Origin of the sequence: Hydrogenophaga sp. (assembly GCF_051007235.1) — a bacterium.
In the GTDB taxonomy this organism is placed as follows: Bacteria; Pseudomonadota; Gammaproteobacteria; order Burkholderiales; family Burkholderiaceae_C; genus Hydrogenophaga.
The window spans coordinates 1-23,728 of sequence record NZ_JBPCSJ010000228.1; the positions used below are offsets into that span (position 1 = coordinate 1).

The window sequence follows — 23,728 nt, forward strand, 5'->3', positions numbered from 1 at the left end:
GCCAGCGCGCCACTGGGCGCGATCTCGATGCGAAAGCGCACCGCCCCCTGTTCGGGCCCTTCGTGGGCGGTGCCCATGAGGCTGCGCAGGTGCTGGCCCCAGTTGTGGCGGTAGCGCGTGCTGTTCGTGAGGGTGTAGCGGCCCGCCTGCGCCCATTCCTGGGCCGACGGCGCCGGGGGCGCGTCCATGAAGGCCGTGCCTGGCTGCGGGGCGGTGACCATGGGCGGGGCTGCGCGCGTCGGGCGCGCAGGGAGTGGCTTGGCCGCGGTCACCGGGGGTGGAGGGGAAGGTGGTGGCGGTGGCGCGACGGGCGGCGGCTCGGCCGGTGGCACCACCACCGCCGTCATGACCACCGGTGCGTCGGGTGCCTTGTCCGGCCGGGAGGTGAACGCGTTCAGCGACAGCCCCAGGACCACCAGATGCAGCACCACCGAGCCGGCCACCGCCCAGCGCAGGCCCGCGGCTGTTCGAGGCCACCCAGGCGGGGGGCGTGTGTCAGGGGAAGTTGTTTGGGTGGCCACGATCCAACGAATTGTCCATGGCGGTCATGAACGAGCGACGCCTGTCTGCCCCGTCTGGCGAGCGCTTTGCCGGCTGTGCTGATCGAGTGACCGGTCCCGGCCATACCGGTGGGCAGAGCCCTGCCGGATGCGTTCGCGTGGCTTCAAAGCGCCACGCTGCGCAGGCCGGCAAAGATGTCGTTGCGCTCGGGCGTGAAGTAGTTGCGGTACTGCGGGTGGCGTAGGCGCGGGTGGGTGGCGGCGCTGGCGCCCTTGAGCACCGGACGGCCATCGAACCAGGGTTGGGAGTATTCGCGGTACGGGTGCGGTGTGAAGCCGGGGAAGGGCGCGAAAGGGCTGGCCGTCCATTCCCAGACCTGGCCCCAGGCAAAGCCGCTGTGCTGGCTGGCAGTCACCCACTCGGCTTCGGTGGGCAGGCGGCGCCCGGCCCAGGCGCACCAGGCCTGGGCTTCAAAGAACGTGAGGTGGCAGGCCGTTGCGTTCTGATCCAGCGCCTGCCACCGGCCCCAGCGCTGATGTTCCCAGTGGCCGTCGCTGCGCAGGCGCAGGTAGCGTGGCGCCTGCGCGGCATGGGCCAGGCGCCAGGCCCAGCCGGCCTCGCTCCAGAAGCGGCGCTGCGCGTAGCCGCCGTTCTCCACAAACGGCAGGAACTGCGCCCAGGTGAGCGCTCGGGCGTCGATGCGGAAGGCCTGTACGTCCACCGTTTGCGCACCCAGTTCGTTGTCGAACGCAAAGCCCGGGCCGCTGTGGCCCAGCGTGATGCGGGTGGCCGGTACGGCCAGCTCGGCTGGGCTGGCGTGCGCAGCGGTCGTGGCCGTGGCAGCGGTGATGGCGTCGCATGGGTCGAAGCCCAGGCGCTGCGCCATGTAGACCGCGGCTTCGGCGTGCATGTCTTCGTGCAGCAGCGCGAGGCGGAACAGGTACAGGCCGGTGTCGTCGTCGGCCGCGTCCTGCAGCAGCGCCAGCGTCTGGTCCAGGCTGGCGGCCAGGTCGGCGCGGGTGGTCTGCGCATCGGGCAGCGGCAGCTGCCAGCGCGTGTCGTGCGGCACCCGGCTGGAGTCGTAGAGCGCGTCGGCGTCCACGCCGCGGGCCGACTGGCGTGCGGGCAGGCGTGGGGCGTCTGGCTCGGCGGCCAGGCCGCTAGCGCGCTGCGGGTGGCGGGCGATCCACCCGTCGGCAAACCAGCCGATGTGGCCCAGCTCCCACAGCGGCGGGTTCAGCTCGGGGGCGCAGGGCACGGCCAGGTTGGGGCCAAGCGCTGCCTCGTAGGCGGTGAACAGGGTCAGGGTGCGGGTGCGGCTCTCGCGCAGCGCGCCGGCCAGTGCGGTCTTGTCCAGGCGCCGGGCAGCCTCGCCCGCGTTGTGCTCGACAATGTCCGTCACGTTCACGCCCATGAAAAAGCCCTCTCTTTGCATCGTCACGCCGGCCCTGGCAGACGCCAACAACGGCAACTGGCAGACCGCGCGCCGCTGGGCGCGGATGCTGGCGGGCCATTATGGTGTGCGCCTGGCTGCTCAATGGCCCGATGGCCCCACGGCAGAGGACGGAACAGCGGTCTTGCTGGCCCTGCACGCGCGCCGCTCGGCGGCCAGCATCGACGCCTGGGCGCAGGCCCACCCGCAACGGCCGCTGGTGGTGGCGCTGACGGGCACCGACCTGTACCGCGACATCCACCACGATGCGCTGGCGCAGCGTTCGCTGCAGCAGGCCACGCGGCTGCTCGTGCTGCAGGACCAGGGGCCTCTGGCACTGCCCGACGCCCTGCGCGACAAGTGCCGTGTGGTGCTGCAGTCCAGCACGCGGCGCCAGACCCTGCCCAAGACCGCTGCGCGGTTGCGCGCCATCGTGGTCGGCCACCTGCGCGACGAAAAGTGGCCGCAGACCATCTTCGATGCCGCGCGGCTGATCGGCCCTCAAGAAGGCATCACCATCACCCACATCGGCCGCGACCTGGACCCGGCGCTGGCCGACGCCGCCCGCGCCACGCAGGCGGCCTGTCCGCACTACCGCTGGCTGGGCGGCCTGGCACACGGCGCCACGCGCAGCCGCATCCAGCGCGCGCACCTGCTGATCCACCCCAGCCGCATGGAAGGCGGCGCCCACGTCATCATGGAAGCCGCACTCAGCGGCACGCCGGTGCTGGCCTCGCGCATCGCGGGCAACGTGGGCATGCTGGGCACCGCCTACGGCGGCTACTTCCCGCCCGGCGACGCAGCGGCCCTGGTGGCCCTGCTGCGCCGCTGCCGCGCCGGCCAGCAAAGCCCCGACGGGGGCCCGCTCGCGGCCCTGCAAGCACAATGCAGCGCCAGAGCACCGCTGTTCGAGCCCGCTGCCGAACGCGCCGCCTTGTTGCAGGCCCTGCAGGACCCGCTGTGAAAACACCCACGGAGAACCCCATGAACGCCCCCACCACGCCCACCCAGACCCAGCCCCGCCTGACCAGCCTCTCGCACGGCGGCGGTTGCGGCTGCAAGATCGCGCCCGGCGTGCTCAGCGAGATCTTGAAGGGCACCAGCGCCATGCCCATCCCCAAGGAACTGCTGGTGGGCATCGAGACCGCCGACGACGCGGCCGTCTACCAACTCAACGACGAGCAGGCGCTGATCGCCACCACCGACTTTTTCATGCCCATCGTCGACGACCCGTTCGACTTCGGCCGCATCGCCGCCACCAACGCCATCAGCGACGTGTACGCCATGGGCGGCACGCCCATCATGGCGCTGGCGCTGGTGGGCATGCCGATTTCCGTGCTGAGCACCGAGACCATCGGCAAGATCCTTGACGGCGGGCGTGCCGTTTGCAGCGCCGCCGGCATCCCCATCGCGGGAGGCCACACCATCGACTCCGTCGAACCCATCTACGGCCTGGTCGCGCTCGGTCTGGTGCACCCCAAGCGCGTCAAGCGCAACGCCGATGCGAAGGCGGGCGACCGCCTGATCCTGGGCAAGCCGCTGGGTGTGGGCGTGCTCTCGGCCGCGCTCAAGAAAGACGCGCTGTCCGCCGACGGCTACGCGCAGATGATCGCCAACACCACGAAGCTGAACACGCCCGGCCCCGACCTGGCCGCCATCGACGGCGTGCACGCGCTGACCGACGTGACCGGCTTCGGCCTGGCTGGCCACGTGCTGGAAATGGCGCGCGGCTCGGACACGACGGTGCAGCTGGACATGGCGCGCGTGCCGCTGATCGGCGGCGTGCGCGACCTGGCCGCGCAAGGCATGGTGACCGGCGCCAGCGGCCGCAACTGGGCCGCCTACGGTGACGAGATCCGGCTGGCCGACAGCGTGGCGGCTGTGGACAAGGCGCTGCTGACCGACCCGCAGACCAGCGGCGGCCTGCTGGTGGCCTGCGCGCCCGATGCGGTGGAGCAGGTGCTGGCCGTGTTCGCCCGGCACGGCTTTGCGGCCGCCGCCGAGGTGGGCGAGATCGTGCCGGCCCGTGCCGACGGCGTGCGCCTGCAGGTGGTCTGACGGTCCTGCCGGTGTCGAAAACGCGGCGGCTGCTTCGTCGCGAGAGGACAGGCCGTTGTGCGGCCTGCTCTTCACCCATCATTCTCTGGAGAACACCATGAGCAGCCCCACCGATACCGGCACCGTCACCCTGCACCGCGTGCTGCGCGCCCCGCCCGAGCGGGTGTACCGCGCCTTCCTCGACCCCGACGCGATGGCCAAGTTTCTGCCGCCGCACGGCTTCACCGGCCGCGTGCTGGAGATGGATGCCCGCGTGGGCGGCATCTACCGCATGCAGTTCACCCACTTCGGCAACGGCCAGACGCACGCCTTTGGCGGCAAGTACCTGGAGCTGGTGCCGAACGAGCGTATCGTCAACACCGATGTGTTCGACGACCCGAACCTGCCCGGCCAGATGATCACCACGCTGACTTTCAAGGCGGTGTCGGTGGGCACCGAGCTGACCGCGGTGCAGACCGGCATTCCTACCGTGATCCCGCTGGAAGGCTGCTACCTGGGCTGGCAGGAAACGCTGCAGCTGCTGGCGCAGCTGGTGGAAGCAGAGGTGGCATGACCCCCCTGCGCCGCCTGCGGCGTCACCCCCTTCAGGGGGCGCCAGCAGCGGCCCGGCAAAGCCGGTTCCGCGCTGGCCCGCGTTGGGGCTTGTGCTTGCCGACAACCCTTTCACTTTTAAAAGTCCGTCCGTTCAAAGGCCCATTCCCATGCTGCTCTCCACCTGGCTGCTCTACGTGGCCGCCGTTTTTGTCCTCACCGTCACGCCCGGTCCCTCGGTGCTGATGTGCGTGTCCACCGCGGTGAACCTGGGCCCGCGCAAGGCGCTCATCACCTCGCTGGGCAGCACCTCGGCCATCGTCGGGTTGATGACCCTGTCGGCACTGGGCCTGGGCGCGCTGCTCGCGGCGTCCGAAACCCTGTTCACCGCGCTCAAGTGGGCCGGCGCGGCCTACCTGGCCTACTTGGGCGTGCGTGCGCTGCTGGCCCCGGCGTCTGACATTCAAGTCGCGGGTGGCGCAGTGGCCGGCGGCCGCCGTCTGTTTGCGCAGGGCTTTCTGGTGGGCCTGAGCAACCCCAAGGCGCTGTTGTTCTTCGGGGCGCTGTTCCCGCAGTTCCTCAACCCGGCGGCGCCGCAGCTGCCGCAGTTTCTGGTGCTGGGCGCCACCTTCGTGTTCTTTGAACTCGGCTGGCTCACCGTCTACGCGCTCAGCGCCGCCCGCGCCCAGCGCTGGCTGCAGCAACCGCAGCGCGCCCGCCAGTTCAACCGGCTGACCGGCGCGGTGTTCCTGCTAGCGGCCGGCCTGCTGGCCACCAGCAAACGCCAACCCGCCTGAGAAGCTCAGACACCATGCAGACGTCGCCCCGTATCCTGGTCTTTGACATCTTCGGCACCGTGGTGGACTGGCACGGCTCCATCGTGCGCGAGATGGCCGCCCGTCACCCCCAGGTGGATGCCGACGCTTTTGCGCTCGCCTGGCGTGCCGGCTACCAGCCGGCCATGGAGGTGGTGCGCAGCGGTGGCCGCGGCTTCGTGAAGCTGGACCTGCTGCACCGCGAAATCCTCGATGGCATCCTGCCGCGCTTCGGGCTGGGTCACCTGGGCGAAGCCGAGCGGGCCGTGCTCAACCGCATATGGCACCGCCTGGCCGCCTGGCCCGACAGCGTGGCCGGCCTCACGCGCCTGAAGGCTCGCTTCACGAGCTGCAGCCTGTCCAACGGCAACCTCGGCCTGCTGACCGACATGGCCAAACACGCCGGCCTGCCCTGGGACTGCGTGCTCAGCGCCGAAGTGTTCCGGGCCTACAAGCCCGACCCACGCGTGTACCTGGGCGCAGCCGAGGTGTTCGACGCCGATCCGGCCGAGGTGCTGATGGTCGCCTCGCACCACGACGACCTGGCCGCCGCGCGCGCCTGCGGCCTGCAGACCGCCTACATCGAACGGCCGCTGGAGTTCGGCACCGCGCACCTCAAGGACGTTTCACCCCGGCCTGGCAACACCTGGCACGCGCGGGACCTGCTGCACCTGGCCGACTTGGTCGGCGCCTGAGGAACCGCGCTCCCGGGTTTCAACCGATCCCGAAGCGCCGGGAAACAGCGAAAATATCAGTATTGACTGATATTTTGGAATCCCCATGAACTTTCGTGCCCTGACCCTGGCCGCCGCCACCGCCGCCACCGCCGCCAGCCTGATGCTGGCTCCCGCCGCCCGGGCCGATAACAAAGCTATCGCCACCGACGAGATGGGGGGCTACCTCGAGTTTGTGGACTACGGCGGTGGCGTCATCTTTGCCGAGCAGATCCCCAAGGACGAGTGGCCCAAGATGGTGGTGATCGACGCGCGCGACGCCGGCCAGTTCGCCAAAGGCCACATCCCCGGCGCGATCAACATGGACTGGCGCCAGGTGCTGGCCAAGCGCAACGACATCCCGAAAAACAAGCCGGTGCTGATTTACTGCAACACGGGCTCGCTCTCGGCCCAGGCCGGTTTTGCGCTGCGCGTGGCGGGCTGGGAGAACGTGCGCATCCTGCAGGGCGGCATGGAAGAGTGGAAGGCCAAGGGCGGTTTCGACGCCGCGGCCAGGGCCACCGCGCCGGCGAAGCACTGAACACACACCGGCGGTTCAAGCGCCGGCCAGCGACGCCTTGATCTGCCGGATGGTGGACACGTCGCCCAGGAAGACCTGCAGCACGTCGCGCTCGTGCGGCGTCAGGTCCGGGTTGTCCAGCAGCTTCGTCTTCTGCACGATCAGCTCCAGCGCCTCGGCCAGGTGGCCGATCTGGCGGCCGTAGCTGCCCACCCGCTCCAGCGCCGCCTGCTCCACCGAGGGGTTGGACGAGCTGCCCAGGTTCACATTGAACAGGTGGAACTGCCAGTTCGGCAGGATGGGCTGCGTCAGCGCGTCCGGCGCCAGCTGCCAGGTCAGGGGCATGGTGAAGGTCTGCGGCATGGAGGGCTCCCGTTGGGTTGCTGGAGGTCCGGGATGCAAGCAGAAACGGTGCCGGTGTGGCGGCACAGGTCCATCGCCCTGGGGATGCTTAGGGCTGCGCTGAACAAGTAGCCGAATTGAGTGGCCCGCTACGCAAAGGGTTGCCGACGCGGGTAAGCGGCGCGATTCGACCGCGTGCCCTGGACATACCAGCCGTGCTCGCGCACCCGCCGTGCACAACGGACGCACTCATGCCATGAGGCGCTGACGCGCCAGGTAGATGTTGGCCAGACCCAGCACCACGAACGAGCGCGTGGCGTTCTTGGCAAGGCCCCGGTAGCGCACCTTGGCAAAGCCCCAGAGCCGTTTGACCACAGCGAAGACGTGTTCGACCCGGGCGCGGACCTTGGACTTGTTGTGGTTCCTGGATCGCTCGGCCTCGTCGATCTCGCCGCCCCTGCGCACGCGCTGGTTGGTGAAGTCCTTGGCCTTGGGGGCCTTCGATCCGATCAACGCCTTCTGGCTGGCGTAGGCACTGTCGCCGTACACACGCTGCTCGTTGCCGTGCAGCAGATCGGGCAGCGGGTGCTTGTCGTGCACGTTGGCCGCCGTCACCACAGCGCTGTGCGCCAGCCCGGTGCGGCTGTCCACGCCAATGTGCATCTTCATCCCGAAATACCACTGCTGGCCTTTACGGGTTTGGTGCATCTCGGGGTCGCGCTGCTTGTCGGCGTTCTTGGTCGAGCTGGGTGCACCGATGATGGTGGCGTCCACGATGGTGCCAGTACCCACCTTCAAGCCTCGCGCCTGCAGCACCTCCCCCACTTTGGCAAACAATGCCTCGCCCAGTTTGTGCTGCTCCAGCAGGCGGCGAAACTTCAACAGCGTGGTCCCGTCAGGCACACGCTCGCGCCCCAGATCGATGCCCACAAAGCGGCGCAGCGCCGTGCTATCGAGCAGGGCCTCTTCGCAGGCTTCATCAGCCAGGTTGAACCAGTGCTGCACGAAGTACATCCGCAGCATGCGTTCGAGCCCGATCGGTGGGCGCCCGTTGCCGGCTTTGGGGTAGTGAGGTTCGATGACCGAGCACAGCGCCTGCCACGGCACGATCTGTTCCATCGTCGCGAGGAACGCATCGCGCTTGGTCGGCTTGCGGTAGGACTCGAATCCGTCGCCTTGATCGACTGCCATCGCCAGGGTCTGTTGCTTCATCTTCACCTTCTTGTCTCAGGTGCATCGATACACGCAAACCTCGCGCCAACCCTGGACTTGTTCAGCGTAGCCTTAGCTCCCCACCAACGTGCACAGCTCCACCAGCACGCCGTCCGGGCAGCGCACATACGACACGACCTGCCCCCAGGGCTTGGCCACTGGCGCCGCCATCTCGCGCGCGCCGGCCGCCACCGCGCGCGCATGCGCGGCCGGCACGTCACCGGTCACCAGTGCGATTTCGAAGCCCAGCGGCTGTGCCGAGGTGTCGGCGTGCACATGGCCGCCCGCGAAGTTCAGGTCGCCCAGTGCGTGCGCTGCAAAGCTCAGCGTGGTCGCGCCCGTGTCCAGCTCGCCGTAGGTGCCGCTCTCGTGCAGAAACTTGCGCTGCAGGCCGAACGCCTGTTCAAAGAACGCCAGCGAGGCAGCGACGTCGGGGACGTAAACGATGGTGTAGCCGAGTTGCATCTCGTGTCCTTTGCGTGATCAGGCCGTCATGGCCCAGCCGGTGGGTGCGCAGCGGGGGCAAGACCCGCGCCATCAGCGCACGCGCAGGGGCGCACTGGCAGCCGGGGCCAGGGTGTTGCCGGGGTTCAGGTTGTCCACGAAGTCCAGTTGCAGCGCGTAGCCGCCGGCCGGTGGTGCGAGCCAGGTTTCGGTCTGGCCGTTGGTGAAGTCCATCACCTGTGGCGCCCCCCCGCCACTGGGCGTGAGCGTGAGGCGGAAGTGGCCGGTGTCTTTTTCCTGCTGGGCAGCGTGCGCCACGTTCAGTCCCGACGCGTGGAACTGCACCAGCACGGGAGCGCGCGCTTCGGCGCCCGCTGGCAGCATGATCTGGATGCCCTTGGTCTGCAGCGTCTTGGGGTCGGTGCCCAGCTTCTGCCGCACCGTGATGCGCACCGGTTTGCTGAACACGAAATGCGGCAGGTGCTTCTGGTCGGCCAGCAGCATGCGCAGCGTGTAGTTACCGGGAGCGAGCGTCAGCACGTGCTCCATCTGGCCCTTGCCGAAGTGGATGTACTGCTCGTTGAAGGGCAGGGGCTGCTGGAAGTTCAGCGGCAGCTCGCGGTTGATCAGCAGGTGGTGGTGCCCGCTCTTGGCCCGCGCTGCCTTGGCAATGGGCGCCAGCCCCCAGCCGCCCGAGAGTCCGAACTTCAGCACGAAGGGGGTGTCGATCACGTCACCGTCCTTGAGGTTGGTGAAGTAAGCCTCGGAATTGGCGCGGGGCGTCGGGGCCTGCCAGGGGTGCAGCGTCGGTGCGTCGGCCGGTGCCGGGGCGGGAGCGGTGGCGGGCGATTGGGCCAGCGCGGCCCCGGACAGCGTCAGCAGCGCAGCAGCGGTCAGGCGTTGAAGGGCAGGTGTCATGGGTGGCGGCTTCTGAATGAGGGCCACCCGATTGTGCGGTGTGTCGGCTTCAGCCCGCCGCGGCGGGGGTGGGGGTGCCGGGCAGCGTGTACTTGGCCATGAAGGCGCGGTCGATGCGGTCTTTCCAGCGCCAGACCCAGCCGCCTTCGGCGTGCAGCGGGCCCCAGCTGGCGATGGCGTGACCGGCGCCGCAGGACAGCAGGTTGAGCGTGCGCTGCGGCGGGTGCCAGGGCTTGAGCGGCTGGCTGTTGTGCGCGGCCATGAGGTTGTGCGCCAGCGCCGGGCCGGCGCGCACCGCGTACACACCGCTCTTGGGGTGGGGCGCTTCGGCGCGGGTGGCCACGTCGCCGGCCGCGAACACGTTGGGGTGGCTGGTGCTCTGCTGGCAGGCGTTGACCTGCACGTGCCCGCTGTCCGACAGCGCAAGGCCGCTGCCCTGCAGCCACACCGGCGCGTGCGTGCCGATGGCGAGGATGGGCACGTCGCAGGCCAGGCTGGCGCCGCTGCCCAGGTGCACCAGGCCCTTGTCCACACCGGTGCAGGCTTCGCGCAGCACGGTGATGCCGCGGCGTTTGAGCTGGCGCAGCACGCGCTGTCGCACACCTTCGGGGTAGTTGGCGGCGGGTTCGCCGCCACCGGTGATGAGGGTGAAGCTGGCGCCGGCCGGGCAGGCGTCACGCAGCCGCTGCTCGGCCGCGAAGACCAGTTCCAGCCCGGCCGCGCCGGCGCCGATGACGGCCAGCGATACGGCCTGTTTCTGCGCCAGTTCCAGCACCTGGGGCCAGAGCGCCGCGAAGGCTTCGATGGGGCGCACGATGAGGGCGCGCGCGGCCGCGCCGGGCATCGTGGCGTCCAGCTGGTGGCGGTCGATGATGGCGCCGGTGTCGATGGACAGGCGGTGGTAGGGCAGGTGGTCGGGCGCGCCCTTGTTGCCACCGGCCGCGGCCACCTGAACGGTCTGGGCGACCGCGTCCAGCGCGGTCACGCGGCCCTGTACCCAGCGCGCGCCCGCAGCCTTGAACAGCGGCTCCAGCGGGATCTGGCATTGCGCGCTGGTGTAGCGTCCCGCCACCAGGCCGGGCACCATGCCGCTGTAGGTCTGGAAGGGGTAGGGCGTGAGCACGGTCACGTCCAGGTCGGCGGGGCGGTGCTGCGCCAGCCGCGCCAGCACCTGCACATGGGCATGGCCGGCGCCGAGCAACAGCAGTTTCTGGATGCCTGAGGACATGCCCCGATGTTACGGGTTGTGTCCGACGGGCTCAGGGCGGTGTGGTGCGCAGATCGGCCACCCAGCCGCTGCTGCGGCTGGCGGTGTTGTCGCTGTCGGCGCCGATCAGCACCGTGCGCACCGGTGGCACGGGGCTGCCCGCCGGCAGTTCGTCCGCAAACAGGGTGGCGAAGTCGCGGGCCAGGTCGCGGCTTTCGGAGACCCACTGTCGGGCCGGCGTTTCGCTGCCTCGCAGGCTGATGTAGCGCACGCGCCGGGTGTAGGGGTTGGCGCCCTGCAGGCCGGCCGGACGACCGCTGTCCCACACGTAGCAGACCGTGGCGGCGGGCAGGGCTTCGCCGCTGGCGCTGCGCGCGAGGCGCAGCACGGTGCGCTCGACAAAGGGCACGCGCTCCAGCGGGTGGTCGAACATGACGCATACCTTCACCGCAGCGTCGTCACCGGCCTTGGTGGTGAGGTCGGGCGAGGCTTGGCCATCGGACAGCGGCTGGTCCAGCCGCCAGCGCCACTGCAGGCGCGCGGGCGGCGCGTCTTTCAGGTCGTGGACCAGGGTGCCGTAGGACGAAGCGGTCACCACCTTCACCGCGGGCTGACCGTCGACCCGCCCGGCCTCGATCACGGTGGGCGGGATCGCGGCCTTCTGCTTCGGAAAGCCCACGTAGCGCCAGCCGGGGTGCAGCGTACCGTCGGCCTGGGTGAGCGGCGGCAGGCTCTGCGCGGCCGCGGCCAGCGGCAGCAGGCACGCAGGCACCCACACCTGCCGCAGCCGATCAGCGACCCGCATCGTTGAGCGACCAGTCGTAGTCGAGGTGGCTCACCGCGAGCGACTTCGCTCTCAGCGCGGCCTGCTCGCTGGGCGCGTCGCTCAGCAGCTCGGCGTGTTTCGCGAACACGTCTTCCACCTGCCTGAAGCCGCCGTGGCCTTTTTCAAAGTCTTCGCGGAACCACTTGAAGATGCTGCTGACTTCAACCTGCCCGCCCTTGACGCGGTTGCGCGTGCGGTCGGCCACGAAGCGGCGCATGCTGTCGTCGAGCTGCGCCTCCAGCTTCGGCGCGGTGAACGCCTCGTCGCGCAGGGCCGGGCAGCCGATGCTGGCGCAGTTGACCGCGGCGTGGATGCGCGGCTCGGCATAGCGCGGGCGCAGCTGTTCGTGCTCGATCCAGTCCAGGTGGCGGGGCTCGCCCAGCAGGGTGAAGAACTTCTTCTTCCAGGCCGATTGCACGAACGAGCCCAGGTCTTTGATCGAGTTCAGGTCCGGGTACTTCGTGAGGATCAGCTCGACCGTGAAGGCGTTGTAGGCGTTGATCAGAAAGGCCATCTGCTGCGGCCGGCTCCAGCCGTCGAAGCTGGCGCGGGTCACGGCGCTGAAGCTGTCGAGCACGGTCTTGAGCGCGGCGCGGTCGGCGGCAAAGCCACGGTAGCTCACGCGCGACTGTTTGCCGTCGGGCAGCCAGCGCACGTGCTTTTTCAGCAGCGCGTCCCAGGCGACGTGGCCGTGATCGAAGCCGCTCTGGGCGTGTGCTAACTGTGGCAGCGCGGCGGCCGCCGCGAGCAGGGTGATGAAGTGGCGGCGGGTGGTCATGGCGTGTGGACTCCGGTTCGGCGTGACAGGTTCAAACGCAGGGAATGCGAGGCTTAGCCGCGCCGCCAGTCGTGGTACTGCTTCACCCAGGCCAGCAGCCGGTGCGGCTGGTGCGCGCGCTTCCATTCGCCGGCCACGTACTTGTTGGCCTCGGCCAGGGTGGGGTAGGTGTGGATGGTGCCCAGGATCTTGTTCAGGCCCAGCCCGTGTTTCATGGCCAGCACATACTCGGCCAGCAGGTCGCCCGCGTGCGTGCCGACGATGGTCACGCCCAGGATGCGGTCTTTGCCCGGCACGGTCAGCACCTTGACGAAGCCGTGCGCCTCGCTGTCCGCGATGGCGCGATCCAGGTCGTCAATGCCGTACTTCGTCACCTCGTAGGGAATGCCCTTTTCCTTCGCTTCCTGCTCGTTCAGGCCCACGCGCGCCACCTCGGGCGCGATGAAGGTGGCCCAGGGAATCACCGAGTGGTCGGCCTTGAACTGCTTGAAGTCGCCGAACAGCGCGTTCACCGCGGCGTACCAGGCCTGGTGCGCCGCCACGTGGGTGAACTGGTACGGCCCGGCCACGTCGCCGGCGGCGTAGATGTTGGGGTAGACCGTCTGCAGGTACTCGTTGGTCTCGACCGTGCGGTTCGTCGGGATGCCCAGCTCTTCCAGCCCGTAGCCGGTGAGCCGCGCCACGCGGCCGACGGCGCAGATGAGCTGGTCGAATCCGATGCGCTGTTCTGCGCCACCGTGTTCCACCACCAGGGTCTTCTCACCGTTCACCACCTCGCAACGCAGGGCCTTGTGCCCAGTGAGCACGGCCACGCCGTCGGCCTGCAGCGAGGCCTTGGCCAGCGCGGAGACTTCTTCGTCTTCCCGCACCATGATGCGCGGGCCCATCTCCACCTGCGTCACCTGCGAACCCAGGCGCGCGAAGCTCTGCGCCAGTTCGCAGCCGATCGGGCCGCCGCCCAGAACCACCAGGCGTTTGGGCACCTCGTCGAGCTGGACGAATGCGTCCCACAAGGTGTCGCTGGTGACGTAGCCGACCTCGTCCAGCCCCGGCAGCGGCGGCACGAAGGGCCGCGCACCAGCGGCGATGACGATGCTGCGCGCGGTCAGGCGCTGGGTGCCGCCACCGTTGAGCGCAATCTCCACCGTCCACGGGTTGACCAGCTTCGCGTAGCCCTGCAGCACCTCCACGCCCAGGCCGGTGTAGCGCTCCACGCTGTCGTGCGGCTCGATGGCCTTGATCACGTCGTGGATGCGCTGCATCACGGCCTTGAAGCTGAACGTGGGCGTGGCGTCGCTCAGGCCGTAGTGCGAGGCGTGGCGCATCTGGTGCGCCACGGTGGCGCTCTTGATCAGCGCTTTGCTCGGCACGCACCCATAGTTCAGGCAGTCGCCGCCCATCTTGTGGGCTTCGATCAGGGTCACCTTGGCCTTGACCACAGCGGCGATGTAGGCCGACACCAGGCCGCCCGCGCCCGCGCCGATCACGATCAGGTTGCGGTCGAACGTGGCGGGCCGCACGCCGGCCCAGCGCGCATAGACCTGGCGGCGCTTCCAGGCGTCCAGCAGCTTCTTGATGACCAGCGGCAGCAGGCCCAGCGCCGCGAACGAGCCCAGCAGCGCGGGCGAGAGGATGCCGCGCAGCGAGGTGATCTGCGCGATCTGGGTGCCCGCGTTCACATAGGCGATGGTGCCGGCCAGCATGCCCACCTGGCTGACCCAGAAATAGGTCCAGGTCTTCATGCGCGTCAGGCCCATCAGCAGGTTGAGCATGAAGAACGGCACAGCCGGGATCAGCCGCAGCGTGAAGAGGTAAAAGGCCCCTTCTTTCTCCACGCCGCGGTTCACGTCGTCCAGCCGGCGGCCAAAGCGCTGCTGGATGGAATCGCGCAGCAGGTAGCGCGCCGCCAGCATGGCCAGTGTGGCCCCCAGCGTGGACGCGAACGACACCACCACCGTGCCCCAGACCAGGCCGAAGCTGGCGCCCGCGGCCAGCGTCATGATGGCCGCGCCCGGCAGCGACAGCGCGGTGATGACCACATAGACCACGAAGTACACCAGCGTCACCAGCACGGGGCGCTGGTCGTACAGCGCGGCGAACTGTTGCTGGCTGTCCTGGATGAAGGCCAGGCTGAAGAAGCGGTCCAGGTCGAAGGCGAAAAACGCCACGATACCCGCCAGCACGGCGGCCAGCAGCAGGGCTTTGCGAAGGTTCACGGGGTGTCCTGTGGGGTGGGCATGCTGATGGGTCGCAGCGGGCGGGCCATTCTTACACCCGACAGGGGCAGAGCTTGATCCAGGCGGTGGCAAGGCCCTACCGGCTTGGGCTAATGTGGGCACATGGACCAGCCCCTGCCCCCAGCCGCCACCCCCTGGCACGCGTTGCCCGTTGAAGATGCTTTGGATCGCCTGCGCAGTGCCCCCACCGGCCTGAGCCCCGACGAAGCCGCGCAGCGCCTGACCACGCACGGCCCCAACCGGCTGACCGGCGCGGCCCGCCCGGGTGCCTGGCGGCGCCTGCTGGCGCAGTTCCACAACCTGCTCATTTATGTGCTGCTGGCGGCGGCCGGGGTCACGCTGGCCCTGGGCGACGTGGTGGACGCGGCGGTCATCGCCGGCGTGGTGCTGATCAACGCGGTCATCGGCTTTGTGCAGGAAGGCAAGGCCGAGCGCGCGCTCGAAGCCGTGCACGCGCTGCTGGCCAGCCGCGCCACCGTGCTGCGCGCCGGCGAGCGGCACGAGGTGGACGCCGCCGAGCTGGTGCCCGGCGACGTGGTGCTGGTCGAGTCGGGCGCCCGCGTGCCGGCCGACCTGCGCCTGCTGGGCGTGCGCAACCTGTGCGTGGACGAGTCGGCGCTGACCGGCGAATCGGTTCCGGTGGACAAAACCATGGCGCCGGTGTCCGACACGGCGCCGCTGGCCGAGCGCGCCAACATGGCCTACGCCGGCACCACCGTCACGCTGGGGCAGGGCAGCGGCCTGGTGGTGGCCACCGGCGCGGCCACCGAAATCGGCCGCATCGGCCACCTGGTGGGCCAGGTGCCCCACCTGGCCACACCGCTCACGCGCCGGCTCGACCAGTTCGCGCGGCAGATCACCTTCTTCATCGGGCTGGTCAGCGTGGCCACCTTCCTGTGGGGCAGCCGCGTCGGCGGCCTGCCGGCGCTGGACCTGTTCCTGGTGGTGGTCGGCCTGGCGGTGGCCGCCATCCCCGAAGGCCTGCCCGCCATCGTCACCATCACCCTGGCCATCGGCACAGCGGCCATGGCCCGGCGCCGCGCCATCGTGCGGCGCCTGCCGGCGGTGGAGACCCTGGGCTCGGTCGGTGTCATCTGCACCGACAAGACCGGCACCCTGACCCGCAACGAGATGACCGCCGTGGGCGTGACGGTGGTGGGTGATGAGCTGACCGTCACCGGTGCCGGCTATGCGCCGGAAGGCGGCTTCTTCGTGAAGGGCCAGACCATCGACCCGCAGCGCCACGACGGCCTGTTGCGCCTGGCCCAGTGCGCCCTGCTGTGCAACGACGCGCAGCTGCACCACACGGCCGATGGCGACTGGCAACTGGCCGGCGACCCGACCGAGGGCGCGCTGCTCACCCTGGCGCTCAAAGCCGGGCTGGACCCGGCGGAGGTGGCCGCGCGCACGCCGCGCATCGACAGCATCCCGTTCGAATCGCAGCACCGCTACATGGCCACGCTGCACCACGACCACGCGGGCCACGCATTCGCGCTGCTCAAGGGTGCGCCCGAACGGGTGCTGGACCTGTGCGTGCGCGACACCGCCGGTCAGCCGCTGGACCACGCCCACTGGCAGGCCCGGGTGCACGCCGCTGCGTGCGAAGGCCAGCGCGTGCTGGCGCTGGCGCGGCGCGAGCTGCCCGCGGGCACCACCGCGCTGACGCTGGACCACATCGAACCGGCGTTCACCCTGCTGGGCCTGGTGGGGCTGATGGACCCGCCCCGGCCCGAAGCCCTGCAGGCGGTGGACGAGTGCCACGCCGCTGGCATCCGCGTGGTCATGATCACCGGCGACCACGCCACCACCGCGGCCGCCATCGGCCAGCGCCTGGGCCTGCGCGATGGCCAGCCGCTGACCGGCCATGAGATCGACACCCTGGACGGCGCTGCGCTGCAGGCACGCCTGGTGCAGACCGACGTGATCGCCCGCGCCAGCCCCGAACACAAGCTGCGCCTGGTGGCCGCCCTGCAGGCGCGTGGCGACTTCGTGGCCATGACGGGCGACGGCGTCAACGACGCGCCCGCGCTGAAGGCGGCTGACATCGGCGTGGCCATGGGCCAGCGCGGCACCGACGCCGCGCGCGAGGCGGCCGACATCGTGCTCACCGACGACCGCTTCGACACCGTGGCCGGCGCGGTGCGCGAAGGCCGCACCGTGTTCGACAACATCAAGAAGTCGCTGCTGTTCATACTGCCCACCAACGGCGGCGAGGCCGGCCTGATCCTGGCCGCCGTGTTCGCCGGCCTGGCCCTGCCGGTCACGGCGGCGCAGATCCTGTGGGTCAACATGGTCACCAGCATCACGCTGGCCCTGGCACTGGCGTTCGAGCCACCCGAGCGCGGGCTCATGCAGCGTCCGCCGCGCCCGCACGCCGAGGCCCTGATCACGCGCGTGCTGCTCGGGCGGATTGCCTTCGTCACCTTGCTGATGGGGGCCGCCACGTTCACCGTGTTCGATTGGTGCTTGCAGCGCGGCCTGCCGCTGTCCACCGCCCGCACGGCGGTGGTGAACATGCTGGTGATGGCGGAACTGGTCTACCTGTTCAATGCCCGCAGCTTCACGGGCAGTGCCTTTGTGCGCGACCTGCTGCACGCCAACCCGGTGGCGCTGGGCGTGTCGGCCCTGCTGCTGGGCGTGCAGCTGCTGTTCACCTACGCGCCACCGCTGCAGCGCCTGTTCGCCACCACGGCGCTGGACGGGGCCACCTGGGGCCTGATCGCGGCGCTGGCGCTCGCCCTTTTCCTGGTGGTCGAACTCGAGAAAGCGGTGCTGCGGCGGCTGGGCATCCGGTGGATGTGAGCCGCGCCACTCAGCCCAGCCGCTGCCAGCCCCACCCGATGCGCAGCGCCGTGGTGATGCCACACAGCGCCGCAAACCCGTAGGCGATGGGCGCGAACCACTGGGGCCAGAGGCACATGGCGGCAAACGCCGCGATGGTTTCGGTGGCTTCGGTCAGCCCGCCGAGGAAGTAGAAGCTCTTGCCGGGCAGGGCGGTGTCGGTCAGGCCGCGTTTTTCGGCGATGGCGGCGAAGGCCAGGAAGCTGCTGCCGGTGCCGATGAAGCTGGCCAGCAGCACGGTGGCGGGCAGGGCGTTGGCGGCCGGTTCTGCGATGGCGAAGGCCAGTGGGATGGCGGCGTAGAACAGGAAGTCCAGCGTGATGTCCAGGAAGCCGCCGCGGTCGGTGGGCTGGGTGGCGCGGGCGACGGCGCCGTCGAGTCCGTCCATCAAGCGCGAGAGCAGCAGCAACACCAGGCCCGCAAGGTAGTGCTGGGCCGCGATGGCGCCGGCCGCGGCCAGGCCGAGCGCGAAGCCGGCCACGCTGATGGCGTTGGCCCCCACGCCTAGGCGCACCAGGCCGCGCGCGGCCTGGGTCATGACCGGGCGCAGCGCCTGTTGAATCGCTCTATCCAGCATGGGGCAGCTCCACGACGAGGTCGGGGTCGGCGATATCGGCCGCATCGTGCGTGACCAGCACCGCCGGGATGCCACGCGCGCGGACGTGGTCGAACACGAAGGCGCGGAACTGGTCGCGCAGTGCGGCGTCGAGTTTGGAAAACGGCTCGTCCAGCAGCAGCGCCCGCGGCTGTGCGAGCAGGGCGCGCATCAGGGCCACGCGCGCGCGTTGACCGCCTGAGAGGGTGGCCGGGTCGCGCTCGCCGTAGCCGGCCAGGTCCGCCTCGGCCAGCGCCTGCTGCACGGAGGCCTGGCGCTGCGCGCGCGGGCCGGGCGGCACGGCGAACAGCAGGTTCTCGGCCACTGTCAGGTGGGCGAACAGCAGCGGGTCCTGGAACAGCAGGCCGATGCCGCGCTGCGCGGTGGGTGTGTGGGTGAGGTCGGCGCCGTCGAGGTGGATCTGGCCTTCGAAGCGCAGTGCCTGTGCGCCTTCGGCCACGCTGCCCAGGGTGCCGGCAATGGACGCCAGCACCGAACTCTTGCCGCTGCCGCTGGGGCCCATGAGGGTGAGGATGCGGCCCGGCGGCACGTCCAGGCGCAGGTAGCGCAGCAGGGTGCGCTGCGCGCTGCCGAGGGTGTGGAGGTGGACCGAAAGCGTCATGTCGGGTGGACTGTAAAGCGGCGCGGACGGCCGACCCAGGCGGCCGGCGCAAAGCCCAGCACCGGCAGCAGCCACTGCAGGGCGGCGTAGGCGCTGGTCAGGGACCGCTGGGCGCCGGCCGCGAGCGTGACCGCTTCGGTGGTGACGGTGGCCCAGCGCCCCGCGCCCAGGTACAGCGTGGGCAGGTACTGCGCCACGCTGACGGCACAACCCACCGCCGCGCTGGCGGCCAGCGCGCGGCGCAGCAGCGGCCATTTGATGCGCAGCAGAAAGTGCCAGTGGCCGTGGCCCAGGCTGTCGCTGATGGCGCGGTAGCGCGGATCGAAGCCGCTGTAGGCCGGCGCCAGCGCCAGCAGCACGTAGGGCAGGGCCATCAGCGTGTGGGCCAGCAGCAGGGCGGGCCACAGGCCTTCCCAGCGCAGCCACAGGGCCAGGCGGTACAGGCCCACCACCCACAGCACGGCGGGCAGCACCAGCGGGGCGTAGAGCAGGGGGCGCAGCGCGGCGTCCCAGCGGCGGGTCGCGCATTCGAGCCAGGCCACCGCCCAGGCCAGGGCCAGCGCCGACGAGGCCGCCGCCAGGCCCAGGGTGGTGAGCACGGTGCCGCGGCTGGCCCAGACGCTCTGCCAGGCCTGGGGGGTGAACGCTTCGGGCCAGAGCGCCGGGAAGGGCCAGATGCCCGCCACGCTGCCCACGGCCAGGGCCAGCAGCACGGCGGCATACACGGCGGCAAGCAGCCCGGCGCCCCACGGGAGACCGCTGCGCTGGGGGCCCGGTGCACGGCCGCGCCACCCGTTGGCCTGGCGGGTGTGGCGCCGCGCCAGCGCCTGCACGGCCTGCCACAGCAGGGCCGACACCAGAACCGCCAGCACCAGCACGCCACCGGCCGCCGCGCCCTGTGCGTGGGTGGCCAGATCGGCGTCTTGCAGCCACTGCCAGGCCAGCACGGCCAGCGTGGGCGGGCTGGCCGGGCCGATGACCAGGGCCATGTCCACCACGGTGAGCCCATAGGCCAGCACGGCCAGCAGCGGCCCGGCCAGGCGCGGCGCCAGCTGCGGCCAGACCACCAGCGCGAAGGCGCGCCGCGGCGTGTAGCCCAGGGTCTGCGCCAGCGCGTGTTCGGCGCGCCAGCGCTGGCGCACATCGTCGCGCTGCAGCTGGGTGGCGGCGGTCCAGAGCAGGAAGGGGATTTCCTTGAACACCAGCGCCGCGATCAGGTCCAGGCCCCAGGGGTCCTGCGTGGTGGGCCAGGGCGGCGGAAAGTCGAAACCCGTGAGCCAGGGCGAGAGCGCGCGCAACACCCAGCCACTGGGCGCCAGCAGAAACGCCAGGCCGATGGCAAAGGCCGCGTGGGGTGTGGCCAGCATGGCGGGCAGGCCGCGCAGCAGAGCCGCCAGCCGCTGTTGCACGAAGGCCTGCGAGAGCAGGGCCCGCGTGGCCCACCACGCCAGGGCGGTGGACGCGAGCCCGGTCCAGAGGCTCAGGCCCAGGGCGCGCAGCAGCCGCGGGTCTTGCGCCAGCGCGTGCCAGGCGGCGGCGTCGAACAGGGTGCCCAGCGCCAGCGCGGCGCTGGCGAGCAGGGGCAGGCCAGCGATCAGCAGCAGGGTCGCGGGCAGTGTCCGGCGCATCACCGCGTCGGGTTCAGCCGCCCGTGCTGTAACGGCGTGTCCATTCTTTCTCGATGGGATCGACCCAGGACGCGTGCGGCTCCGGCAGCGCGGGCGCGGTCTGCTGCACCTGGCCGGGCAGCGGCGCGGCGTTGAACGCCGCGCGGTCGGCCGCGGGCAGTTTCGCCAGGTCCAGCACGGTCGGGTCGCCCCAGTGCGCGATGCTGGCCTTGCGCGCCTGCGCAGCGGGCGAGAGCAGGAAGTTGGCCACCACCATCGCCCCGGCCCGCGCCGGCGCGTTGTAGGGGATGGCGACGAAGTGCGTGTTGCCGACGGTGCCTTTGGCGAACTGCCAGCTGGTCACGCTGGCCGGCAGGCGCCTGGCCGCGATCTCGTTGGCCGCGTCGTTGGGGTTGAAGGTGATGCCGATCAGCAGTTCGCCGTCGGCCACCATCTGGCGGATCGCGCCAGCGTTCTGCGGGAACTGTTTGCCGCCGCGCCAGAGGTGGGGGTGCAGCGCGTCCAGGTAGGTCCACAGCGGCGCGGTGACGCTGGCGAAGGCTTCGGGTGTGACCGGGCGGGCCAGCGCAGCGGCGTCGCGCGTGTGCTCCAGCAGGGCCTGTTTCACAAAGGTGGTGCCGTGGAAATCGGGCGGGCGCGGGTAGCTCAGGCGCCCGGGTTGCTGGCGTGCCAGGGCCAGCAGCTCGGCCGTGCTCTGCGGTGGCTTCGGCAGGCGCTTGCTGTCGGCAAACAAGGTGAGCTGCGCCATGCCCCAGGGCGATTCCAGTCCGTCGGTGGGCACGGAAAAATCGTTCAGCGTGGTGGGTTTTCCCACCGTGTCCACATAGCGGAAGTTGGGCAGACCCTGCGCGAAAGGCGCGCCCAGCAGGGCTTCGCGTTTCATGGCGGCGAAGTTCTCGCCGTTGATCCAGATCAGGTCCACCGTGCCTTCGCCCGCACCGCGGCCGGCGGCTTTTTCGGCGCGCACGCGCTTGACCACATCGGCCGCGTCGCTGATCTTGACGTGCTCCAGCTTCACGCCGTGGCGCTGCTGCAGCTCGGCCGCGGCCCACTGGATGTAGGCGTTGATCTGCTCGCTGCCGGCCCAGGCGTTGAAGTGCACGGTCTGGCCGCGGGCGGCCTGCTCCACATCGGCCCAGGCGGGCGTGGCGGTTTGTGCCCAGGCGGTGGGCAGGGCGCTGCCGGTGGCGGCGCCGGCGGCCAGCAGCAGGTGGCGGCGGTTCAGGGTGGGGTGGGTCGTCACGGGGTGTCCTTGGTGGGAAGCGCGCAGCTTACTGGACGCTGGGGTGGCCGCCGCGCGCGCGCCAGTCGTCCAGGCGGTGGTGCAGCCAGCCGCAGTCCAGCGACCAGCGGCCCACGCCGTACAGGGCCAGCGCGGCCAGCAGCACGCCCCAGGTGATGTGCAGTTGCAGGGCCGCGGGGGCGATGTCGGCCAGGCTGAGCACGGCCACCGCGTTGACCACGCTCAGGCCCAGGGCGGCAAAGCGGCCGGCCAGTCCGACCAGCAGCAGGACCGGCAGCACCAGCTCGCCCGTGGTGCCCAGCACGGCGGCCACCTCGGGGGAGAGCAGGGGCACGGCGTATTCCTCGGTGAACAGCAGCAGGGTGGTGTCCCAGTCGCGGACCTTGGTCAGGCCGGCGAGGAAAAACACCTGCGCGATGTAGGCGCGCGCCAACAGCGCGGCCAGCGGGCGGGCGCCGTCCAGGGCGGTGGTGAGGTGTTGCCACAGCTGGTGGCTGCGGTGCAGCAGGGGCGTGATCATGGGGTGGTCTCCGTCGGTGGGTGGGGGTGGTGAAGGCTGTGCACGCCGATGACCAGGCCATCGGTCACGGCGGCGTGTAGCCAGGCGGAAAAATCCAGTGCTTCGTCCGGCGCTTCCTGCGCGTCGCAGGCGCCCGCCGCCTCCAGCGCCTGGGGCAGATCGGCGCCGGCGAGCAGGGCCTGCACCAGGGCGGCCGCGGCCGGCGCGGTGGGCGCGATGCGCGGGCGAAGGCCCTGGCGCCAGACCAGCGCGTGTTCGCCCTGGCCGCGCTGCAGGCGCTGCGCGGCCTCGGCCAGGCTGGGCGTGCCGTGCAGGTGCGCGGTCACCAGGCTGGCCACGGGGTGGCGGCTGGCGATCACGGCGGTGCCGGGCGCGAGGCTCAGCGCCAGGCCCTGCGGGTTTTCTTGCGCCAGGCGCGCGAAGCTGGGCATGTCAGGCGCGGCGTCGGCCGCGCCCGCGGCGAGGTGCAGCGCCCATTCGGCCCGCGCCACGTCGCCCAGGTAGGGCACATCGGTCAGCTGTGACTGCGCCTGCACGAAGCCGGGCAGGGCGTCGCCCCATTGCACCAGGTCGCCACGGTGGGGCGGGTGCTGGTGCCAGAGGTCGCGCGCCAGCAGGGCGAAGTTGTCGCCACCGATCAGCGCCGCCACCACCGGGTAGGCGGCTGCCAGTGCGCGCTCGGCCAGGGCATGGCCGTTGGCGCGGTAGGCGGCCAGGCCGCGCGCGGTCTGCGGGCTTGGGGTGTCGAGCAGGGTCAGCAGCTGTGCGTGGGCGGTGTCGGCGCCAGCGGTGCCGGGCCGGGCCAGCAGCGCCTGCAACAGCGCCTGCTGCTGTTGGGCCAGCGGTGTGGCGGGGTGCGCATTCATGCGGCCAGCGCCTCTGTGGTCAGGGTCTGCCGGGCCACCGCGCGGGCGCGCTCGGCTTCGTCGAGCAGCACGTCCAGCGCGGGCACATCGGTGTCCCATTCGATCAGCGTGGGCACCGCGCCGAAGCGCTGCAGTGCGTGGCGGTACAGCGTCCACACCGCGTCCACCACCCGGCTGCCGTGGTCGTCGATCACGATGTCGCCGCAGTGCACGTGGCCGGCCAGGTGCAGCTCGGCCACGTGGGCGGGCGCGATGGCGTCGAGCCAGCGCAGGGCGTGGTCCAGCGGGTCGCCCGCCGCGCCGCGCAGCTGTGCGTTGAGTGCGTTCACGCAGAGGTTGTTCACGTCCACCAGCAGCTGGCAGCCGGTGCGCTGCGCCAGCGTGTTGAGGAAGGCAGGTTCGTCCATGTCGGCGTGGCGCCACTGCACATAGGCCGAGAGGTTTTCCACCGCGATGGGGCGGCGCAGCCGGTCTTGCACCCGGGCCACGTTGGCGCACAGGGCGTCGAGCGCGGCGTGGGTCAGGGGCACGGGCAGCAGGTCGTTGGCGTGTTCGCCGGGGCCGCGCGCAAAGCTGGCGTGGTCGCTCACGCGCACCGGGGCTATGGTCTGCACCAGGCGGGCCAGCTGGTCCAGGTGCCAGGGGTCGATGCCCGCGGCCGAGCCCAGCGACAGCCCCACGCCGTGCAGGCTGACGGGGTAGTGTTCACGGCCCTCGCGCAGCACCGCCAGGGCGGCGCCGCCGGGCGCGAAGAAGTTTTCGGAATGGACTTCGATGAAGTCCAGGGCGGGCTGCTGTTCCAGCAGCGCCGCGTAATGGGGGTGCCGCCAGCCAATGCCCAGGGCGGGCAGGCGTGCCGGAAGGGACGGTGCAGGCATG

General features: G+C 70.6%; 23 protein-coding genes and 1 pseudogene. 7 read left to right on the forward strand and 17 right to left on the reverse strand.

Going from position 1 to position 23,728, the window contains the following annotated elements; genetic code table 11:
- Window positions 1-443: pseudogene (locus ACR2JA_RS08205) on the reverse strand (energy transducer TonB); the annotation flags it as partial.
- A gap of 221 nt (window positions 444-664) precedes the next feature.
- Window positions 665-1,915 carry a selenoneine synthase SenA gene (gene senA / locus ACR2JA_RS08210; protein ID WP_434008605.1) on the reverse strand — a complete coding sequence of 417 codons (1,251 nt, stop codon included), beginning with the start codon at window positions 1,913-1,915 and terminating at the stop codon, window positions 665-667.
- On the opposite strand from senA, the gene senB reads away from it, so the two are divergent.
- From senB to ACR2JA_RS08240, 6 genes are all read left to right on the forward strand, one after another.
- The gene (senB, locus tag ACR2JA_RS08215) at window positions 1,914-2,897 is read left to right on the forward strand and encodes a selenoneine biosynthesis selenosugar synthase SenB (RefSeq protein ID WP_434008606.1); all 984 of its coding nucleotides are present in this window, start codon (window positions 1,914-1,916) and stop codon (window positions 2,895-2,897) included. The two genes, senA and senB, sit on opposite strands and share 2 nt — an antisense overlap.
- 20 nt (window positions 2,898-2,917) lie before the next feature.
- A complete protein-coding gene (gene selD / locus ACR2JA_RS08220; RefSeq protein WP_434008607.1) occupies window positions 2,918-3,991 on the forward strand; it encodes a selenide, water dikinase SelD in 1,074 nt (357 codons plus the stop codon).
- A gap of 97 nt (window positions 3,992-4,088) precedes the next feature.
- On the forward strand, window positions 4,089-4,544 hold the full coding sequence (locus ACR2JA_RS08225) for an SRPBCC family protein (protein WP_434008608.1): 456 nt from the start codon (window positions 4,089-4,091) through the stop codon (window positions 4,542-4,544).
- Window positions 4,545-4,692: 148 nt separating this feature from the next.
- Window positions 4,693-5,319, forward strand: a complete 627-nt coding sequence (locus ACR2JA_RS08230) for a LysE family translocator (RefSeq protein ID WP_434008609.1) — start codon at window positions 4,693-4,695, stop codon at window positions 5,317-5,319.
- Between the two features lie 14 nt (window positions 5,320-5,333).
- Window positions 5,334-6,032 carry a haloacid dehalogenase type II gene (locus tag ACR2JA_RS08235; RefSeq protein WP_434008610.1) on the forward strand — a complete coding sequence of 233 codons (699 nt, stop codon included), beginning with the start codon at window positions 5,334-5,336 and terminating at the stop codon, window positions 6,030-6,032.
- 85 nt (window positions 6,033-6,117) lie between these two features.
- Window positions 6,118-6,591: a rhodanese-like domain-containing protein gene (locus ACR2JA_RS08240; protein ID WP_434008611.1), complete on the forward strand. Its 474-nt coding sequence runs from the start codon at window positions 6,118-6,120 to the stop codon at window positions 6,589-6,591.
- 15 nt (window positions 6,592-6,606) lie between these two features.
- Here ACR2JA_RS08240 and ACR2JA_RS08245 read toward each other — a convergent pair whose 3' ends face one another.
- The 8 genes from ACR2JA_RS08245 to ACR2JA_RS08280 all read right to left on the reverse strand — a co-directional run bounded on the left by ACR2JA_RS08245 (window position 6,607) and on the right by ACR2JA_RS08280 (window position 14,513).
- Entirely contained in the window at window positions 6,607-6,933 is a 327-nt protein-coding gene (locus ACR2JA_RS08245) for a hypothetical protein (protein ID WP_434008612.1), read from the reverse strand.
- 228 nt (window positions 6,934-7,161) lie between these two features.
- Complete coding sequence (locus ACR2JA_RS08250; protein WP_434008613.1) at window positions 7,162-8,124, reverse strand: IS5 family transposase; 963 nt, start codon at window positions 8,122-8,124, stop codon at window positions 7,162-7,164.
- A 72-nt stretch (window positions 8,125-8,196) separates the two neighbouring features.
- A complete protein-coding gene (locus ACR2JA_RS08255; protein WP_434008614.1) occupies window positions 8,197-8,589 on the reverse strand; it encodes a VOC family protein in 393 nt (130 codons plus the stop codon).
- Between the two features lie 72 nt (window positions 8,590-8,661).
- Entirely contained in the window at window positions 8,662-9,486 is an 825-nt protein-coding gene (locus tag ACR2JA_RS08260; RefSeq protein WP_434008615.1) for a DUF4399 domain-containing protein, read from the reverse strand.
- A 49-nt stretch (window positions 9,487-9,535) separates the two neighbouring features.
- Window positions 9,536-10,714 (reverse strand): FAD-dependent oxidoreductase, encoded by a 1,179-nt coding sequence (locus tag ACR2JA_RS08265; protein WP_434008616.1) that lies wholly within the window; start codon window positions 10,712-10,714, stop codon window positions 9,536-9,538.
- A 31-nt stretch (window positions 10,715-10,745) separates the two neighbouring features.
- Entirely contained in the window at window positions 10,746-11,498 is a 753-nt protein-coding gene (locus ACR2JA_RS08270) for a DUF3047 domain-containing protein (RefSeq protein ID WP_434008617.1), read from the reverse strand.
- Window positions 11,485-12,297, reverse strand: coding sequence for a DUF547 domain-containing protein (locus tag ACR2JA_RS08275; protein ID WP_434008618.1), 813 nt, complete (start codon window positions 12,295-12,297; stop codon window positions 11,485-11,487). Before ACR2JA_RS08275 ends, ACR2JA_RS08270 begins: the two co-directional genes overlap by 14 nt.
- Window positions 12,298-12,350: 53 nt before the next feature.
- Complete coding sequence (locus ACR2JA_RS08280; RefSeq protein WP_434008619.1) at window positions 12,351-14,513, reverse strand: FAD-dependent oxidoreductase; 2,163 nt, start codon at window positions 14,511-14,513, stop codon at window positions 12,351-12,353.
- A gap of 123 nt (window positions 14,514-14,636) precedes the next feature.
- Here ACR2JA_RS08280 and ACR2JA_RS08285 point away from each other — a divergent pair, with 123 nt between their 5' ends.
- Window positions 14,637-17,336 (forward strand): cation-translocating P-type ATPase, encoded by a 2,700-nt coding sequence (locus tag ACR2JA_RS08285; RefSeq protein ID WP_434008620.1) that lies wholly within the window; start codon window positions 14,637-14,639, stop codon window positions 17,334-17,336.
- A 10-nt stretch (window positions 17,337-17,346) separates the two neighbouring features.
- Here ACR2JA_RS08285 and ACR2JA_RS08290 read toward each other — a convergent pair whose 3' ends face one another.
- The 7 genes from ACR2JA_RS08290 to bufB are packed head-to-tail and all read right to left on the reverse strand — an operon-like array spanning window position 17,347 to window position 23,727.
- Window positions 17,347-17,952, reverse strand: coding sequence for a CDP-alcohol phosphatidyltransferase family protein (locus ACR2JA_RS08290; RefSeq protein ID WP_434008621.1), 606 nt, complete (start codon window positions 17,950-17,952; stop codon window positions 17,347-17,349).
- A complete protein-coding gene (locus ACR2JA_RS08295; RefSeq protein WP_434008622.1) occupies window positions 17,942-18,592 on the reverse strand; it encodes an ATP-binding cassette domain-containing protein in 651 nt (216 codons plus the stop codon). Before ACR2JA_RS08295 ends, ACR2JA_RS08290 begins: the two co-directional genes overlap by 11 nt.
- Entirely contained in the window at window positions 18,589-20,220 is a 1,632-nt protein-coding gene (locus ACR2JA_RS08300; RefSeq protein WP_434008623.1) for an ABC transporter permease, read from the reverse strand. The genes ACR2JA_RS08295 and ACR2JA_RS08300 overlap by 4 nt, the downstream gene beginning before the upstream one ends.
- A gap of 13 nt (window positions 20,221-20,233) precedes the next feature.
- The gene (locus ACR2JA_RS08305) at window positions 20,234-21,463 is read right to left on the reverse strand and encodes an ABC transporter substrate-binding protein (protein WP_434008624.1); all 1,230 of its coding nucleotides are present in this window, start codon (window positions 21,461-21,463) and stop codon (window positions 20,234-20,236) included.
- A 28-nt stretch (window positions 21,464-21,491) separates the two neighbouring features.
- On the reverse strand, window positions 21,492-21,983 hold the full coding sequence (locus ACR2JA_RS08310) for a DoxX family protein (RefSeq protein ID WP_434008625.1): 492 nt from the start codon (window positions 21,981-21,983) through the stop codon (window positions 21,492-21,494).
- A complete protein-coding gene (locus ACR2JA_RS08315; RefSeq protein ID WP_434008626.1) occupies window positions 21,980-22,849 on the reverse strand; it encodes an HvfC/BufC family peptide modification chaperone in 870 nt (289 codons plus the stop codon). Before ACR2JA_RS08315 ends, ACR2JA_RS08310 begins: the two co-directional genes overlap by 4 nt.
- Window positions 22,846-23,727, reverse strand: coding sequence for an MNIO family bufferin maturase (bufB, locus tag ACR2JA_RS08320; RefSeq protein WP_434008627.1), 882 nt, complete (start codon window positions 23,725-23,727; stop codon window positions 22,846-22,848). Before bufB ends, ACR2JA_RS08315 begins: the two co-directional genes overlap by 4 nt.
- Window position 23,728 lies beyond the last annotated feature (1 nt).

Coding starts and splice junctions, on each gene's coding strand:
- senB (WP_434008606.1), top strand. CDS start 1,914: ATGAAAAAGCCCTCTCTTTGCATCGTCACGCCGGCCCTGGCAGACGCC.
- senA (WP_434008605.1), bottom strand. CDS start 1,915: ATGGGCGTGAACGTGACGGACATTGTCGAGCACAACGCGGGCGAGGCT.
- selD (WP_434008607.1), top strand. CDS start 2,918: ATGAACGCCCCCACCACGCCCACCCAGACCCAGCCCCGCCTGACCAGC.
- ACR2JA_RS08225 (WP_434008608.1), top strand. CDS start 4,089: ATGAGCAGCCCCACCGATACCGGCACCGTCACCCTGCACCGCGTGCTG.
- ACR2JA_RS08230 (WP_434008609.1), top strand. CDS start 4,693: ATGCTGCTCTCCACCTGGCTGCTCTACGTGGCCGCCGTTTTTGTCCTC.
- ACR2JA_RS08235 (WP_434008610.1), top strand. CDS start 5,334: ATGCAGACGTCGCCCCGTATCCTGGTCTTTGACATCTTCGGCACCGTG.
- ACR2JA_RS08240 (WP_434008611.1), top strand. CDS start 6,118: ATGAACTTTCGTGCCCTGACCCTGGCCGCCGCCACCGCCGCCACCGCC.
- ACR2JA_RS08245 (WP_434008612.1), bottom strand. CDS start 6,933: ATGCCGCAGACCTTCACCATGCCCCTGACCTGGCAGCTGGCGCCGGAC.
- ACR2JA_RS08250 (WP_434008613.1), bottom strand. CDS start 8,124: ATGAAGCAACAGACCCTGGCGATGGCAGTCGATCAAGGCGACGGATTC.
- ACR2JA_RS08255 (WP_434008614.1), bottom strand. CDS start 8,589: ATGCAACTCGGCTACACCATCGTTTACGTCCCCGACGTCGCTGCCTCG.
- ACR2JA_RS08260 (WP_434008615.1), bottom strand. CDS start 9,486: ATGACACCTGCCCTTCAACGCCTGACCGCTGCTGCGCTGCTGACGCTG.
- ACR2JA_RS08265 (WP_434008616.1), bottom strand. CDS start 10,714: ATGTCCTCAGGCATCCAGAAACTGCTGTTGCTCGGCGCCGGCCATGCC.
- ACR2JA_RS08270 (WP_434008617.1), bottom strand. CDS start 11,498: ATGCGGGTCGCTGATCGGCTGCGGCAGGTGTGGGTGCCTGCGTGCCTG.
- ACR2JA_RS08275 (WP_434008618.1), bottom strand. CDS start 12,297: ATGACCACCCGCCGCCACTTCATCACCCTGCTCGCGGCGGCCGCCGCG.
- ACR2JA_RS08285 (WP_434008620.1), top strand. CDS start 14,637: ATGGACCAGCCCCTGCCCCCAGCCGCCACCCCCTGGCACGCGTTGCCC.
- ACR2JA_RS08290 (WP_434008621.1), bottom strand. CDS start 17,952: ATGCTGGATAGAGCGATTCAACAGGCGCTGCGCCCGGTCATGACCCAG.
- ACR2JA_RS08295 (WP_434008622.1), bottom strand. CDS start 18,592: ATGACGCTTTCGGTCCACCTCCACACCCTCGGCAGCGCGCAGCGCACC.
- ACR2JA_RS08300 (WP_434008623.1), bottom strand. CDS start 20,220: ATGCGCCGGACACTGCCCGCGACCCTGCTGCTGATCGCTGGCCTGCCC.
- ACR2JA_RS08310 (WP_434008625.1), bottom strand. CDS start 21,983: ATGATCACGCCCCTGCTGCACCGCAGCCACCAGCTGTGGCAACACCTC.
- ACR2JA_RS08315 (WP_434008626.1), bottom strand. CDS start 22,849: ATGAATGCGCACCCCGCCACACCGCTGGCCCAACAGCAGCAGGCGCTG.
- bufB (WP_434008627.1), bottom strand. CDS start 23,727: ATGCCTGCACCGTCCCTTCCGGCACGCCTGCCCGCCCTGGGCATTGGC.